Below are 15,218 nucleotides of genomic sequence, written 5' to 3' on the forward strand. Positions count from 1 at the left end.
GGACAGAAAAGGAAGACCATGATGGACTTTGAGGATTTCGGTGGCAGCGCCTTATCTACGAAACCGTTGTCCAAGGCCGAAAAGGCCGCGGCAGTGCTCCTGGCTATGGGCAAGGGCGTCGCTGGCAAGCTTCTCAAGTATTTCACCCAGAGCGAGCTGCAGAATATCATTGCCTGTGCTCAGACGCTGCGCGCGATCCCGCCGGACGAACTCCTCGAACTCGTCAACGAGTTCGAGGACCTGTTCACCGAGGGCACCGGCCTTATGGACAATGCCGCAGCGATCGAGGGCATTCTCGAAGCGGGCCTGACACCGGAAGAAGTCGACGGCCTGCTCGGCCGCCGCACCGCGTTCGACGATTACCAGGCCAATATCTGGGACCGCCTGCAGGATGCCGATCCGGCATTCGTGGGCAAATTCCTGTCGCGTGAACATCCTCAGACCGTCGCCTACATTCTTTCGCAGATGCCGTCGATCTTCGGTGCGAAGGTCCTGCTTCAGCTTCCCGACAGCCGCCGCGCCGATATCATGAACCGCGCCGTCAACATGAAGGAAGTCAGCCCCAAGGCAGCCCAGATCATCGAGAACCGGGTAATGGAACTGATTGCGGCAATCGAAGCCGAACGCAACTCCAACGGCTCGAACAAGGTCGCCGAGCTTATGAACGAGCTCGACAAGAACCAGGTCGATACCCTGCTCAGCTCCCTCGAGACGATCAGCAAGGAGTCTGTCAACAAGGTCCGTCCGAAGATCTTCCTCTTCGAAGACCTCATGTTCATGCCGCAGCGCAGCCGCGTCATGCTGCTCAACGACGTCGCAGGCGACATCCTCACGATGGCGCTGCGCGGTGCGACCAACGAGATCAAGGAATGTGTCCTCTCGGCGATCAGCCCGCGCCAGCGCCGCATGATCGAAAGCGATCTGGCGGTCCAGAACATGAACCTCAATCCGCGCGAAGTGGCGATTGCCCGCCGCGCGATCGCACAGGAAGCGATCCGGCTCGCCAATTCCGGCCAAATCTTCCTCAAGGAAGAAAAGAAGGATGGCGACAAGCCGGCCGAGGCCGCCTGAGCTGCCTATTGAGACACCACAAAAGAAGCGGAGCGGGAAACATCTCGCTCCGTTTTCGTTTCAAGCCACCTTTCGCCGTTATTCTCCGGCCACCCACAGTCTTTTTGTTGACTCGATTAGCGGCTAGCAGGCGATGCGGTAACATCGCGAGCGGCGGCGGCCGATTCGTTTGAGCCACGTCCTCGCAACCGGAAGACCGATTGGTTCAAAGCCGTGTCCGACGACGATAAAGACAGTAAAACAGAAAACCCGACCGCCAAACGAATGTCGGAAGCGGCAGACAGGGGTAACGTCCCGGTCTCCCGCGAAGTGCCGCTTTTTGCCTCGATCCTGGCTTTCTATGTGTATCTCGTCTTCTTCCTTCCCTCCGGCATCGCAAAGATGGCCGAGACGCTGAAAGACCTTTTCGAGCAGCCGGATCAGTGGCGGCTCGAAAATTCGACGGATGTCGTCTCGCTGAGCGTCCATCTTGGCTGGGCCATCGCCGCATTCCTCGTTCCGGTGATGCTGCTCTTCATCATTTTCGGGCTTGGCTCCTCGTTCGCGCAGAACATGCCGTCGCTGGTCCTCGAACGCGTGCGGCCGCAAATTGCCCGTGTTTCACCGACCAAGGGCTTTGGACGGATTTACAGCGTCCCCGGCTTCGTCGAATTCGCAAAGTCGATCTTCAAGATCCTGATCGTGGCAGTGATCATGTATTTCGCGCTGCGCAGCGAATATTTCGCCTCACTCGACGCAATGTTCTCGGATCCCCAGATCATTCTCGTCAAACTGGACGCAATTATCCGCCGAATGGTGATCGTTGTCGTCATGTCGGCGGGCATCCTTGCCGTCGTCGACGTCCTCTGGACGCGGTATCACTGGTACAACGAACTGAAGATGACCAAGCAGGAGGTCAAGGACGAATACAAGCAGGCGCAGGGCGACCCGATCGTCAAGCAGCGCCAGAAATCGGTGGCGCGCGACCGTGCCCGCCGGCGCATGATCAACAACGTCCCCCGTGCGACGCTGGTGATCGCCAACCCGACTCACTTTGCGGTGGCGCTGCGATACGTGCGCGAAGAAAACGACGCCCCGGTCGTCGTCGCCAAGGGCCAGGACCTGATTGCGCTCAAGATCCGCGAAATTGCAGAGGAAAACGGCATCCCCGTTTTTGAAGATCCGCCCATGGCACGCTCCATGTTTGCGCAAGTCTCAGTGGATAGTGTCATTCCGCCAGTCTTTTATAAGGCTGTGGCGGAACTCGTGCACCGGGTCTACGCCTCCCGGTCGCAAAAAAAACGGACACGCTGAGCGTCATGAAGAAATGCACCTACTCCACCGAACGAGAAGAAATCGTCGCACAAGCAATCAGCCCGCTGGCTTCGGAACTTCGCCTGCTCGATGCCGGTGACCTCATCTCGCTTCTCCGTCTAGAGTGCCACAGCAGCCTCGCCGACCTCGTATCTTCGGCAGCGGAGCTTTATTTCCACCCCGGGACCGTGAGTTTCGGCGCTGGCGGCGATTACAAGCTCGAATGGAACGGCAAGCCGGAAGTCGTCCTCGACCTCGAAATCAAGCCGCGTGGCGTTTCGGTCTATGCGCGCCTGACACTGGCGGACCAGCTGGCGGCGCTTGAGATCGACCATATTGCGTTCCAGGCCCCGTTTGAGGACCCGCACGACAACACCGCATTCCTCGCAAAAAGCCTTCAGGAAGCCAAATTCGTAAAGACCAGCAACTCGCAGATGTGAGGCTACCGCCGAAGCGTAAGAGACGCGTTCCCGGTCGGTTCGGTCAGTGGATATAACCGAGCCTGATCGCCTTGGCGATCGCCTGGATGCGGTTGACTGAATCCAGCTTGACGGTAGCAGAGCCGAGATAGGCGTTGACGGTGTGGACGGAGAGGCCGAGTTTTTCGGCGATCTCTTCGCTGATGCGACCGTCGCCGGCCAGTTGAAGGCAGGCTATCTCGCGTTCGCTCAGTGATTCCGCCGGTACGCTCCGGCGTTCGTCGAGTGCCAGCAGGTCCATGACCACCTGGCAGCTTTTAACGTGCTGGTCGATGATGACATCGCTCACCAGTTCCATCGATGTCCCGAAGAAAGCAACATAACCATTGCCGAGGGCGCCAAGGCGTACGGGGAATGCTATCCCCGAAAAGGGAACGGCGCCGGCATCCAGACGATGCGTCAATGGCGAAAATTCGCCGGCATCGGCAAAACTCGTGTTTTCCGAACCATTCCAGATCAGCGGCAGGAGTGACGTCTCGATATGGTCCAGCAGCGCCTCGCCATAAGCGCTGATGAGCTGGTTGCTGCTTTCGAGTGCGCCTGCTCCCCAGTTTTCAAGCTCGCATACGAGCTTGCGCTTGTTGGGCAACCCGGCGCCTGCGATGCGGAAAACCGCAAAATTCCGCGCCTTCAGGTTCTTCTGCATGGCGATGAGCTTCGGGAAGATGTCCGACCGGCTCGATGCGCGCTGGAGGCGCAGATACTGGATGCTTCCAGGTCCATCTGCCGTGCCGCTGCGCGAATAACCCATTGAAATTATTTTCCTAAACTAGATTGTTGCGAACGGCGTAGGCAATCGCCTCGGAACGAGTCTTGGTTGCCGTCTTGCGCATCACGCTGGTAATGTAATTGTTGATCGTGTTGCGAGATATGCCGAGGATCACGGCGATCTCGTCGCTGGTCTTGCCCTCGGCAATCCAGAAGAGACATTCCAGCTCGCGTTCGGTCAGTTCGAAATCACGTTCCGTCCTGGCATCCGCATTCTCTCCGAAACTGGAGCCGTAGGCGGCGAACAGCCCTACTTCCCTCAACCGTTCCTGCGACAGGATGATGCCGTCCAGAAACAGCAGCATCAGCGAGAAGCGCGTCCGGCCGACACAGAACGTCAGCGCGCAATACTGCCGGCTGATGTCGTCCGGCGGCACGATGTCGTCCGGCAACAGCGCAAAGCTCGGGGTCAGCAGCGAGAGACATTTTTCGAGTTCGGTGGAACGGGCGTAACCGCTCGCAAGCTCCGAGCCTAGGCGCCGGACGAGATCGAACGGCCAGTTGGACGCTACGATAAAATCGAGGCCCTGCTCCTGGATAAGGTCGTAGCGGGCCAGCAGAAAATGAGAAGCGCCGACGTAATCGGCAAGCAGGCGCATGACTGCCTGAACGTTGTTGGATCCCGCCAGAACAGAAAGACGGCGAACCAATTGCTCACGCGATAGTCCCCGGGAGCCGGCAGACTCCGTATAGGAGCGCCCCTCCGTCATCATTTCTACCCCCGACAACTCCATTCGCGATCTGCTCCCCGCCACGTGGCGCATCCATCATGAATGCGCGCGCCGCGGCATGCTGCGATTTCATACAACCCCTCTTGGGCCGAAACGATCCCGAGTTAGACGAATTCTTCAAGGAATACTGTTGGTAGCCGCTCTCACTCGTCGTCCACACCGGAATTTCCAGCCAGCCCCACCCTCCACGGGACCTCGGAAGCCATTGTACGAATCAAGGCCATTGTAGGAGACGCATTACGAATTACCATCGCCTCGACACCGGATTTCCCCAGTTGCGCCATATTGTTCACTGATTCGCTAATGGATAAATCCGCCAAGTGTGCGGCGGGGCTGAAAAGAAATGGGCCGGACAAGGTCCGGCCCATCGCAATCATATTTTCGTGATACCTTGTCACGCTGCCTTTTCGAGCGCCCACTTGCGGAGAATCTTCGCGGCGCGCTCTTCGGAGATTTCGACCATCCGGGCAAGCCGCTTTTCGGGGCCTTCCTTGACGCGGCGGTTGAAGCCCTCGTCGTCGCCACCGCCCAGCATGTCGTTCGAGCTGTCGAAACCGAAATCGGAACCGAAGCCGTCCATGAGCGCCGGGCTGCCGGTCGTAGGCGAGAAGTCGGGAAGTTCGAGACCTGCACCCTCTGCCGCTTCGCCGGCGACATTGGTGCCGCTGACGGTGCGGATGAGCGGGCGAAGACCGAGCCAGACCACCAGGAAAGCAACCAGGACGAAGGCGAGCGAGTTGATGATGCCTCCGACATTCCGGCTCAGCATGTCCATCATGCCCGGACCGCTGGAGGCCTCGCTCAGAAGCTGGTTCTCCAGGAAGTCCATGGCCGTCAGGGTGACGACATCGCCGCGGCCCGAATTGATGCCTGCCGCGGATGCCACGATCTTCTGCATCTCGGCGAGATAGGCATCGACCTTGGCCTGGTCGGCCGGCTCGCCGATCATTTTGGCGACGCGGCCCTTGTTGACGACCACCGCGACCGAGACTTTCTCGATCTGATAGCTGTTGCGCGTCGTGGCGACCGTCTTCTGATTGATTTCGTAGTTGGTCTGTTCTTCCTTCTTGTCGGACTGATCAGTCGATTTCGGACCATTGGCACCACCCGGAGGCGGAGCGGCCTGCGGCACGTTCTGCTCGACGGTCGTGGCGTTGTCGTCCTGGGTCTGCTGCGACTTGGACGCTTCCTTGGTGGTCCGGACCGAACGTTCGACGCGGGAGTTCGGATCGAAGACCGTCTCGTTGATCTGCTGGCTGTCCGTGTTCAAAGACGCCGTGACGCTCGAACGGAAATTGTCCATGCCGAGGAAAGGCGCCAGCGCCTTGTCGATATTGTTCTCGATTTCCTGCTGAACGTTCTGGACGATGCTCAGCGATTTGTTCATTTCGCTGCCGCCGTATTCGTCGCCCGATGCGAGCAACTGACCGGTGGAGTCGAGAATTGTCACGTCATCGACGTCGAGGCCCGGGACTGCGGAAGCGACAAGGTGACGAATGGACGAAGTCGCCTTGCGGCCCGTCGTCGAGCTGGCTCGGATCATCACCGATGCGGTCGGCTTCTGTTCACCCCTGCGGAAGTTGCCGACATCCGGCATCACGATATGGACGCGAGCGGCGTTGACGCCGTTGATCTGCTGGATCGACCGGCCGATCTCGCCTTCCAAGGCCCGAACGCGGGTGACTTCCTGCATGAAGGAGGTCAGGCCGAGCGAGCCGACGTTGTCGAAGAGTTCATAACCGGCGTTGGAGCTGTTCGGTAGACCGCGCTCGGCCAGCAGAAGCCGCGCCTTGCTCGTCGAGCCGGCCGGAACCTGAAGGCTCGAACCGTCCGTACCGACCTGGAAAGGCATGTTAGCCTCTGCCAGCGCAATACTCACCTGGTTGAGGTCGGCCTTATCAAGCCCGACATAGAGCGTTTCGTAAGCCGGCTTGTTAACGAAGAGGGCCGCCGCAATAACGATCGCAACTGAAATGACGCCGACAGCGCCTAAAGCAATAAGTCTCGTCTGGCCTAAACCGGCCAGATTTCTAAAGACTTGTGAAAATTGAGCCAACAGATTCATTCTGTTCCCACATCGCCAACTAGGTATTCGAGCCCATGCCCAGTCGCACCTTAGAAAGCGAAGCTTGTGCGAGCGTTTCGCGAGCGCAGGGATTCTGGCGACTATGGAGGGCTGGCTGGGTAATCGGCCATCATGGCCGAAACATGCATGTCAGGGCTGGCGATCAGAAGAAATCGAAATCGCCGGCTGCCTTGCTCAAAGGCTGGGAATGGCCGTGGCGCATGCCGTTGGTCAGCGCCTTCTGCATGTCGGCAAGCTTGACGAGATTGAGCGCGGTCGAGACATCGACCATCCATTCGCTCGGAATGCCGCCGGTGATCGTGTCGACGAATTCCGCAAGGCCGCGCGTCTTCTGCACGGCAAGGTCGATGCCCTGCAGGACTTTCAGGCTGTCCGGCGATTGCAGGATTGTTTCTCCGCCGAGTTCCAGAAGCTGCGGCTCGACCCGTTCGATCAGGTATGCCACGTCATGAAGCTCCGAGACCAGGCGCATCAGGACTTCTGGAAGAGATTCCTCAAACGGAGCGATTGGCGTCTTGACGATGTCGTTCATGGCTATCTTCGCCCCGAGAAATGATTTTTTTAGAAGAACTCGATTGAGCTCTCGACCGGCTTCGCCGGCATGCGTACCGGACGCTGCTCCATCGCCACGGTCCGTTGAGTTTCGGCGCCGGTCAGCGGATACTGACGAGCCCGACCGCTTACCGGCCAGAACTCCAGCTTGCGCCCGTGCTCCCCGCCCGTTGAGGAGCCGACCACCGGAATACCTTCGTCCTTTAGAAATTCCATAGCGAATGCGGCATTCTGTTCGCCGACATTCGAAAAGCTGGCAATTGTCTTGGCGCCGCCAAAAATCTTCGCTTCCAACCGGTCTCGCCGGGCTCCCTGCTTCAAAAGACCATTGATCAACAGTTCCATCAGATGCACGCCGTAACGCGTCGCATCGCCGCCCGAGGCCATGGAACCGGCGGATCCCGGAAGCAGGAAGTGGTTCATGCCGCCGATACCGGCGACAGGATCGCGAAGACACGCAGCCACGCATGAGCCCAGAATCGTGGAGAGAACAGCATTCGGGTCGTTCAGGACCTTAAATTCCCCCTGGATAATATGGACACGCCTGACTGCAGCGGCGTCATTCATTTCAATGCTCCAAACACCGCCTCGATAGCGGCCTTCATCTTTTCGATCGTGAACGGCTTGGCGAGAACGTTGTTGGCGCCGAGCGATGCAGCCTTCTGAACCAGGGCACGGTCGCCCTGGGCCGTCAGGATGATGAATGCGGCCTTCTTCGTGTTCGGATTGGCGCGAACGGCCTGAAGGAAACCGATACCGTCCATTTTCGGCATGTTGAAATCCGAAATGACGAGATGGTGCGGCTGCTCGGCCATGATCTTCATGCCCTGCTCGCCATCGCCGGCAGAAGTGATCTGTTTGAAGCCGAGCTGTGTCAGGGCGTCGCTGAGCAGCAGGCGGCTGGTGACCTGATCGTCGACGATCAGAACTTTGATTTTTTCAGCGATAGACATTTATTCGGTACCTTCTTTTCGGGCAGCAGTTAACTTCAACACTTCTTCTCCTATGGAGCCTAACGGCAGTTGTTGCTCGACAGCCCCCATTTCATGGGCAACCCTCGGCATGCCGTAGACCACACAGGTCTTTTCGTTCTGCCCGATCGTGCGTGCGCCCGCGCTACGCATTCTGAGCAAACCTGCAGCTCCATCGCGGCCCATGCCGGTCAGGATGACCCCGACCGCATTGCGACCTGCCAGGTCGGCGACCGAGTCGAAAAGGACGTCCACTGAGGGCCTGTGACCGTTTACCGGCTCCTTTTCGATCAGCCGGCAACATGGCGCCGACGGATTGACCACCTGCAAGTGTCGTTCGCCACCGGGCGCCAGATAGATCCTGCCGATCTCCAGCCGCGCGCCATCGGTGGCTTCCTGCACCACAGGAGCGCAGATACGATTAAGGCGTTCGGCAAAACTTTTGGTAAACGTGGAAGGCATATGTTGAGTAATTACGGTCGGCGGACAATTTTGCGGGAACTTTTGCAATACCGCGATAAGAGCTTCAACACCTCCAGTTGACGATCCTATAGCCACAACCTTCCGACCCACCCGGTATTCCGCAGCGGGAGAGGCGGCGATGAACGGCGTCGGCCCATTCCGGCGGGGTCCGGACCGGGCTGCAGCCTTCACCTTTTCGGCAAGATCCATGAACGGGCGGACATCGCCGGGAGCCGGTTTGCCGACGCAATCGAAGGCGCCGATCTCAAGAGCAGCCAACGTCGCATTGGCACCCTGATGGGTCATTGCCGAGACCATGATGACCGGCATTGGACGCAGGCGCATGATCTTTTCGAGAAATTCCAGCCCATTCATGTTGGGCATCTCGATATCAAGGGTAACGACATCGGGGTTGAGCTGCTTGATCGCGACGCGTGCTTCCAGCGCATCGCCAGCCTGGCCAACGACATTCACTTCCGGGTCGGAATTCAGGATGGCCGTAATCAGCCCGCGCATGGTGGGTGAATCGTCAACGACCAGGACTCGTGCCGGAGCGCTCATGCTTTTCTCCCCGCGCCCTTACCGGTATAACGATAGGTGGTGATACCGATATTATCGAACAGGTTTTTGGCGTCGCCGGAAACACGCTCGGAATGGCCGATATAGAGATGTCCGCCTTCGGGCAGGAGCGAAGCAAAGCGGGACCAGATTTTCACCTGCGTCGGTTCGTCGAAGTAGATAACGACGTTGCGGCAAAAGATGATGTCGAAATTGCCCTTGAAGGGCCACTGCGCCATCAGGTTCAATTCGTTGAAGGTAATCAGTTTCTTGACGCGGTCGTCGATCTGGAACCTACGGCGCCCGCCGGCATCGACCTCGCGGAACCATTGCTTGCGCATGGCCGGCGTCATGGTTTCGAGCGCGTTCTCGTCGTAGAGGCCGGCACGGGCCGCGGCCAGGATCTTCGGGTCGATATCGGTCGCCAGGATACGGAAATCGAGATCGGCCGCGTTGGGAAGCAGCGACAATACGGTCAGCGCAATCGAATAGGGCTCCTGCCCATCCGAACAGGCGGCCGACCAGATGCGCACGCGGCCGCCACTCTTGGCGCGGTTGATAAGACCCGGCAGAACCTCGTCGCGCAGGTGCTCGAAATGATGGTTTTCGCGGAAGAAGCGGGTGAAGTTGGTCGTCAGATGCGACAGCATCTCGCGGCGGGCGGCAGCGCCTTCGGGCGAGGCCACCAGAACGCAATAATCCTTGAAGCCGCGCAGACCCAAGGCCCGGATATGCTTGGAAAGGCGGGAATAGACGAGCGAGGCCTTGGAATCGTTGAGATAGATTCCGGCATCCGAGTAGATCATCGCCGAAATGTCGGTGAGGTCGCGGCGCGTCAGCGGATATTCTCCGCTTGCGAGCACCTCATCCGGTGATTGTCGGCTTTCGATGGCGCCCAAGGGCTTCATGCAGCGTCGCTTTCCTGGTCGGGGAAGAGGGCGTCCAACTCGATCATGCAGATCATCCGCTTATCGATGGCGAGAATCCCCCGGGCATATTGTCTCTCCAGATCGGAGGAGACTTCCGGTACTGGCTGGATATTCTCGTCGGTAATCGTAAGGATATCGGAAACGGCCTCGACGAGGAGACCAACAATCTTGGCCTTCATCTGCGCCACGATAATCACATGGCGTACCGTCGGCTCGGCATCCTTCATGCCAAGCCGGGCCGAAAGATCGACAATCGGCAGGACCGCGCCGCGCAGATTGATAACACCCATGACATAGGCGGGCGCATGCGGCAGCGGGGTTGCCTGGGTCCATCCGCGAATCTCGCGGACGGACATGATGTTCACGCAAAATTCCTGATCGCTGATGCGAAAAGCGATCAGCTCCTTGCTTCCCGGGACCAGATTTTTCACGGCATACGACATAACAACTCAACCCGTGGCGGCTAACGACATTTCAGGTTTCATGGACTGGCCTCGCGACGCTGCGACGACCGCATCGACGTCGAGGATGAGAGCGACGCGGCCGTCACCGAGAATGGTGGCTGCGGCGATGCCCGGAACGTGCGTGTAGTTTGCCTCGAGCGACTTGATGACGACCTGGCGCTGGCCCTGAATGGCATCGACCATCAAGGCGCGCTGGCCGCCGCCTTCCGATTCGACCAGCAGTGCAACACCTTCGACCGGATTGGCCTGGGTGGCGCGGTAGTTGAGGACCCGGCCCACGTCGACCAGCGGGCAGAACGAGTTGCGGATCGAGATAAGCCGCTGATTGGCGCCGAAGGAATGGATGGCGGCGGCCTCCGGCTGCAGCGTCTCGACGATGGCGGTCAGCGGCACCACCAACGTCTGGCCGGCGACCGTGACGACCATTCCGTCCAGAACGGCAAGTGTCAGCGGCAGGCTCATGGTGAAGGTCGAGCCGAAGCCCGGCCGCGATGAGATCGAGATGCGGCCGCCGAGCGCCTGGATCGAGCGCTTGACGACGTCCATGCCGACGCCGCGACCGGAAATGTCGGAGATCTTATCGGCGGTCGAGAAACCCGCCATGAAGATCAGGTTGTCGATCTCGTCATCCGACAGGTTGGCGTCGGCTGCGATGATGTCGTTGTCGATCGCCTTCTGGCGGACGCGCTCACGGTTGATGCCGGCGCCGTCGTCGGCAAGTTCGATCAGGATGCGGCCCGAACGATGTTTTGCGGTCAGCTTGATCGTGCCTTCCGGATCCTTGCCGGCGGCCTCGCGCTTTTCGGGCGACTCGATGCCGTGGTCGACGGCGTTACGGATCATGTGGGTCAGCGGTTCGGCGATCTTGTCGATGACCGTCTTGTCGACTTCGGTGTTTTCACCTTCGGTGACTAGGCGGATCGACTTGCCGACCATGTCGGCCACTTCGCGGACGATACGCGACATGCGCTGGAAGACCGGCTTTACCGGCTGTGCGCGGATCGCCATGACCGAGTCCTGGATCTCGCGGGTGAGCTGCTGCAGCTCTTCGAGGCCCATGTTGACGGCCGATGTACCGGTCGCGTCGTTCTCGACGACACTCTGGGAGAGCATCGCCTGGTTGATGACGAGTTCGCCGACGAGGTTGATGAGACGGTCGACGCGGTCGAGATCAACGCGGATCGTCTGGCCAGCGCCGGCTGCCGCGGCAGCGGCATTGTTCTGGGCGGCAGCTGCCGCGGCAGCCGATTCCTTCCTCTCGGCGGCACGGGCCGTCCTCGAGACGTTGCTTGCGGTCTCGGCAGCGGATACGGCCGCAGCGACGGTTTCTTCCGAAACGCCCCGTTCGGCGGTCTTTTCCTCGTCTTCTCCACCAGCGGAGTCATCAAGGATCGACAGATCGAACGGAACCGGGACCATCGGCAGTTCCTCGTTGGAAGATGCCTCTTCGGCAAGCTTCACTTCGAGGTCGCAATCCCATTCCGCGAATTCGAAGACGGCACGGATATCGTCTTCGCTCCTGGTGGTCCGGATCGAGATCTTCCAGCTGAAATAGGAGGCCTCCGGATCCATCTTGTCGAGGGTCGGCAGAGCGTCCGTGTCGCAATTGATGCTCATCTCTCCCAGACGGGACAGATCGCGCAGCAGGAGCGCTGCCTCGTTGCCCTTGGAATAGAGTTCGCGACGCGGCTTGAACGAGACTTCGTAGACCGAGCCTTCAATTGCCGGCTCATCGTCCTCGCCGAAGCCGTCGAACGAAAAGGGGACCGGCTGAAAGCCGCTGTCGTCGCTCGGTTTGGGAAGATCAACTTTCGCCACGGGAGCCGGGGCAGCCTTTGCGGCCGGTTTCGGGGCGTCGTGGCCGGAGGAAGAGGGCGACCCGCCATGGGCGAGCGCCTCAAGTTCCTTGACGAGGCTGCGGCTTCTCGATTCGTCGACGCCGCCGCCGTCACGCGATGCGCTGACGAGATCGGCCAGCACGTCTGCCGACTTGAGCATGACCTTTAGGACGTCCTGCGTCGGCTCGAGCTTGTTGGAGCGTACGCAATCGAGCGTCGTCTCGAAGACGTGGGCGAAGGAAACCAGGTCGTCCAGACCGAAGGCGCCAGCACCTCCCTTGATGGAATGAACGGCACGGAAAACGGCGTTCACCGTTTCGGGGTCGCGATCCCCGTCGTTCAGCTTGAGAAGACCCGACTCCAGTTCTGCGAGCTGCTCTTCGCATTCCTGAAAGAAGATCTCTTTGATTTCGTTCATATCCATCGGGGGAATTCCTGGCTCAGGCGGTTACACGCTCGATCGCATCAATCAGTTTGGCAGGATCGAAGGGCTTGACGATCCAGCCCGTCGCGCCGGCCTGCCGGGCCCGGTTCTTCTTCTCGGCATCGCTTTCCGTCGTCAGGACGAGGATCGGAACGGCGCGATATTTTTCGTTGCGGCGAACACCTTCGATGAAACCGAAGCCATCGAGGCGCGGCATGTTGATATCCGTGACGATGACGTCCGGATTGCAGCCCTCGAGGACTTCGAGGCCCTCAATGCCGTCTTCCGCCTGAATTGTCTCAAAGCCTGCGTTATTCAGGGTCACCAGAAGCATGTTCCGGATCGTCCGTGAGTCATCCACGGTCAGTACTTTCTTCTTCATTGCTAGATCTCCTTAGCAACCAAATTTTCGTTATTAATGCCGATGAGTTGCATCGTCTTCTGAAATGCATCCGAAGCCTTCTCGACGAGAAAGGACTTCTTGTCTTCTTCCCAAGCCTTGACGCCGGCGACCAGAACCTGGGCGCACTGGACACCGACCCGCTCGACGCCCGAGGCGTCGATCTTGAGATCGCTGCCCCGCATGGAGACCAGCTTGCCATGCAGGTTCGAGGCCTCGTTGAGGTCCAACACTGCGGCCAGCTTCAAACTTCCAGCTCCAGCCTTCTTTGCTGCCATCAGCTTATTCCTTGTCGTTTCTGAAAGAGGTATTCGCCGTCATCCGCCCGCTCAGTCGCCATCGGCGCGATCGGGACCAAAGTCGGCTGAGGTCTTGGAGCTGCAGGTCGGCGCGCATCCGCATAGCGGTTCTGCCGCTCGATCCGGAACTCGCGGACCGTGCGGCCGAGTTCCAGGATAACGGTATGGAGTTCGTCGGCGCCCTCGCTCGCGCGGAACGCGAGGCTGGCGTTCAAGGCGACGTGTTCGCTGACCGAACCGATCTCGGCGGTCAACCGGTCGAGGCCGACGGCCTGTTCGCCGGTGTCGCGGGCAATACCGGCGATCGCGTCGTTGATGTCGGACACCTGGCGAACGATGCCGCCGATCGCGTCCTGGGTGCGGTGAACCATGTCGACCCCGGCATCCACCTGGGCCTTGGTGCCGTTGACGAGCGTCTTGATCTCGCGTGCTGCGTCGGCGGAGCGCTGGGCGAGCGCGCGCACTTCCTGGGCAACGACGGCAAATCCGCGGCCGGTCTCCCCGGCACGGGCCGCTTCGATACCGGCGTTCAGCGCCAGCAGATTGGTCTGGAACGCGATGTCGTCGATGACGCCGATGATCTCACCGATCTTTTCAGCCGAGGATTCGATATCCGCCATGGCGTTGATCGCGCGACCGACAACCTCGCCGCTTGCCTCAACCGAACGACGCGTCTCGGCGGCGGCCTTTTCGGCGGCGGCCGTCTCAGCAGCGCTGCCCTTAACCCTGGCGGTTACGTCGAGGAGCACGCGTGCCGCCTCCCTGAGGCGGGTGGACTGTTCTTCCGAAGCGGCGGCAAAGGAGCGAGTGCCCTCGGTGAGCGCCTGCGTCAGCGTCCCGGCCTTCTGACCATGGCCATCGACCGTCTCGACCGACGAGCGCATGCCGGCGACTGCCTGATTGAGCAGATCGGCGAGTTCGCGGTAGGCATCCGGCACGTCGTCGGCAAGACCTGCCGTCAGATCGCGGTCGGCGAGTGCCGTGATGACGTCGGTAAAAGTTTCGATCGCCTGCGCATGATCGGCTTCGCGCTGCTCGGCGAGCGCGCGCTGGTGCTTCTGGCGCTGTTCGTTGAAGCGGAGCGAGACGGCAATCTCGACATCGACCATCACCAGGCGAGTGATCGCGCCAACGAGATCGAGCAGTTCCTGCTCCCGTTTACGGCCGCCCGGCAGCAGCGACTTCGGAGCAAGGTCGACGATCGCGCCGGCGATCAGATGTTCGAGCATGACCGCGTGGCCGGCGACGTGCCAGCGTGGGTCGAGACCCATCCGGCTCTCGGCATCGGACAGAACCTTCACCCGCTCGGCATAAAGCGCGTCGAAGCGGGCATCGGTCAACACGCCCCAATGGGAGGCCTGCAGGTCGTGCAGCCGTTCGATCTGCTGCTCGCTCTCGAAATTGCGGGCGGCTTCCGGAAAGGATTGAAAGCGGTGGAAGAGATCGCGCAGGCCGGTCTTCAGATGCCGGTCGAGCTGCGGGCGGCAGCGGCGCAGCAGATCGCGCAGTTCGCCGTCGAGGCCGGCAAATGCCAGTCTCTCGCCCAGGCTGCCTGCCTGGCCACGTCGCGCCTGATCCGATGGCATTTCCTGCACCAAAACCGTCCCCAAAATTATTCAAGCCAATCCCCGGAGAGGATCAGCGGCATGCAAGCTGCTGTCAGCCAGCGCCTGGATGAACGGGGGATGCTCGCCAGACCGGATCGATATCCGTCGGGCATGGGCAACGCGGTCACCACGGGCTTTGCTGGATTTTCATGAGCGGATACCGGATTGGACCGGTACGGCTTTGCGGCTTCATGCCTGGTGGGGGACCGCAGTCATCCCATTTCGCCGTGGTCTCTAATATGTATGGTTAATTCCTTGCCTGAAGGTTAATGGAAGGTAGAAGCAT

General features: G+C 59.9%; 16 protein-coding genes. 3 read left to right on the plus strand and 13 right to left on the minus strand.

Annotated elements, in window-relative coordinates:
- Positions 1-18: 18 nt before the first annotated feature.
- The 3 genes from fliG (at position 19) to AC1DLT_RS05765 (ending at position 2,804) form a co-directional block, all read left to right on the plus strand.
- On the plus strand, positions 19-1,071 hold the full coding sequence (gene fliG / locus AC1DLT_RS05755; protein WP_038583628.1) for a flagellar motor switch protein FliG: 1,053 nt from the start codon (positions 19-21) through the stop codon (positions 1,069-1,071).
- Between the two features lie 213 nt (positions 1,072-1,284).
- On the plus strand, positions 1,285-2,364 hold the full coding sequence (gene flhB, locus AC1DLT_RS05760) for a flagellar biosynthesis protein FlhB (RefSeq protein WP_038539697.1): 1,080 nt from the start codon (positions 1,285-1,287) through the stop codon (positions 2,362-2,364).
- Between the two features lie 5 nt (positions 2,365-2,369).
- The gene (locus AC1DLT_RS05765) at positions 2,370-2,804 is read left to right on the plus strand and encodes a hypothetical protein (RefSeq protein WP_477486140.1); all 435 of its coding nucleotides are present in this window, start codon (positions 2,370-2,372) and stop codon (positions 2,802-2,804) included.
- Between the two features lie 43 nt (positions 2,805-2,847).
- Here the strand turns inward: AC1DLT_RS05765 and visR are convergent, their stop codons facing one another.
- The 13 genes from visR to AC1DLT_RS05830 form a co-directional block, all read right to left on the minus strand.
- Positions 2,848-3,594 carry a transcriptional regulator VisR gene (gene visR / locus AC1DLT_RS05770; protein WP_051899639.1) on the minus strand — a complete coding sequence of 249 codons (747 nt, stop codon included), beginning with the start codon at positions 3,592-3,594 and terminating at the stop codon, positions 2,848-2,850.
- 13 nt (positions 3,595-3,607) lie between these two features.
- Positions 3,608-4,324, minus strand: a complete 717-nt coding sequence (gene visN / locus AC1DLT_RS05775) for a transcriptional regulator VisN (RefSeq protein ID WP_244447468.1) — start codon at positions 4,322-4,324, stop codon at positions 3,608-3,610.
- A gap of 412 nt (positions 4,325-4,736) precedes the next feature.
- Positions 4,737-6,407, minus strand: a complete 1,671-nt coding sequence (fliF, locus tag AC1DLT_RS05780; RefSeq protein ID WP_038539686.1) for a flagellar basal-body MS-ring/collar protein FliF — start codon at positions 6,405-6,407, stop codon at positions 4,737-4,739.
- 163 nt (positions 6,408-6,570) lie between these two features.
- Positions 6,571-6,960, minus strand: a complete 390-nt coding sequence (gene cheT, locus AC1DLT_RS05785; RefSeq protein ID WP_038539684.1) for a chemotaxis protein CheT — start codon at positions 6,958-6,960, stop codon at positions 6,571-6,573.
- A gap of 29 nt (positions 6,961-6,989) precedes the next feature.
- Entirely contained in the window at positions 6,990-7,547 is a 558-nt protein-coding gene (cheD, locus tag AC1DLT_RS05790; RefSeq protein WP_038539681.1) for a chemoreceptor glutamine deamidase CheD, read from the minus strand.
- A complete protein-coding gene (locus tag AC1DLT_RS05795) occupies positions 7,544-7,933 on the minus strand; it encodes a response regulator (protein ID WP_007759259.1) in 390 nt (129 codons plus the stop codon). The genes cheD and AC1DLT_RS05795 overlap by 4 nt, the downstream gene beginning before the upstream one ends.
- Positions 7,934-8,974, minus strand: a complete 1,041-nt coding sequence (gene cheB, locus AC1DLT_RS05800) for a protein-glutamate O-methylesterase CheB (RefSeq protein ID WP_038539676.1) — start codon at positions 8,972-8,974, stop codon at positions 7,934-7,936. It lies immediately after the preceding gene.
- Positions 8,971-9,879, minus strand: a complete 909-nt coding sequence (gene cheR, locus AC1DLT_RS05805) for a protein-glutamate O-methyltransferase CheR (protein WP_038539673.1) — start codon at positions 9,877-9,879, stop codon at positions 8,971-8,973. The genes cheB and cheR overlap by 4 nt, the downstream gene beginning before the upstream one ends.
- Positions 9,876-10,343, minus strand: a complete 468-nt coding sequence (locus tag AC1DLT_RS05810; protein ID WP_038539671.1) for a chemotaxis protein CheW — start codon at positions 10,341-10,343, stop codon at positions 9,876-9,878. Before AC1DLT_RS05810 ends, cheR begins: the two co-directional genes overlap by 4 nt.
- 6 nt (positions 10,344-10,349) lie before the next feature.
- Positions 10,350-12,626 (minus strand): chemotaxis protein CheA, encoded by a 2,277-nt coding sequence (locus AC1DLT_RS05815; RefSeq protein ID WP_038539668.1) that lies wholly within the window; start codon positions 12,624-12,626, stop codon positions 10,350-10,352.
- 16 nt (positions 12,627-12,642) lie between these two features.
- Entirely contained in the window at positions 12,643-13,008 is a 366-nt protein-coding gene (gene cheY1, locus AC1DLT_RS05820; RefSeq protein WP_038539665.1) for a chemotaxis response regulator CheY1, read from the minus strand.
- Positions 13,009-13,010: 2 nt separating this feature from the next.
- Complete coding sequence (locus AC1DLT_RS05825) at positions 13,011-13,304, minus strand: STAS domain-containing protein (protein ID WP_038539662.1); 294 nt, start codon at positions 13,302-13,304, stop codon at positions 13,011-13,013.
- Entirely contained in the window at positions 13,304-14,911 is a 1,608-nt protein-coding gene (locus AC1DLT_RS05830) for a globin-coupled sensor protein (RefSeq protein ID WP_477486141.1), read from the minus strand. Before AC1DLT_RS05830 ends, AC1DLT_RS05825 begins: the two co-directional genes overlap by 1 nt.
- Between the last annotated feature and the right edge of the window lie 307 nt (positions 14,912-15,218).

Source organism: Neorhizobium sp. 05N33, from assembly GCF_056397445.1.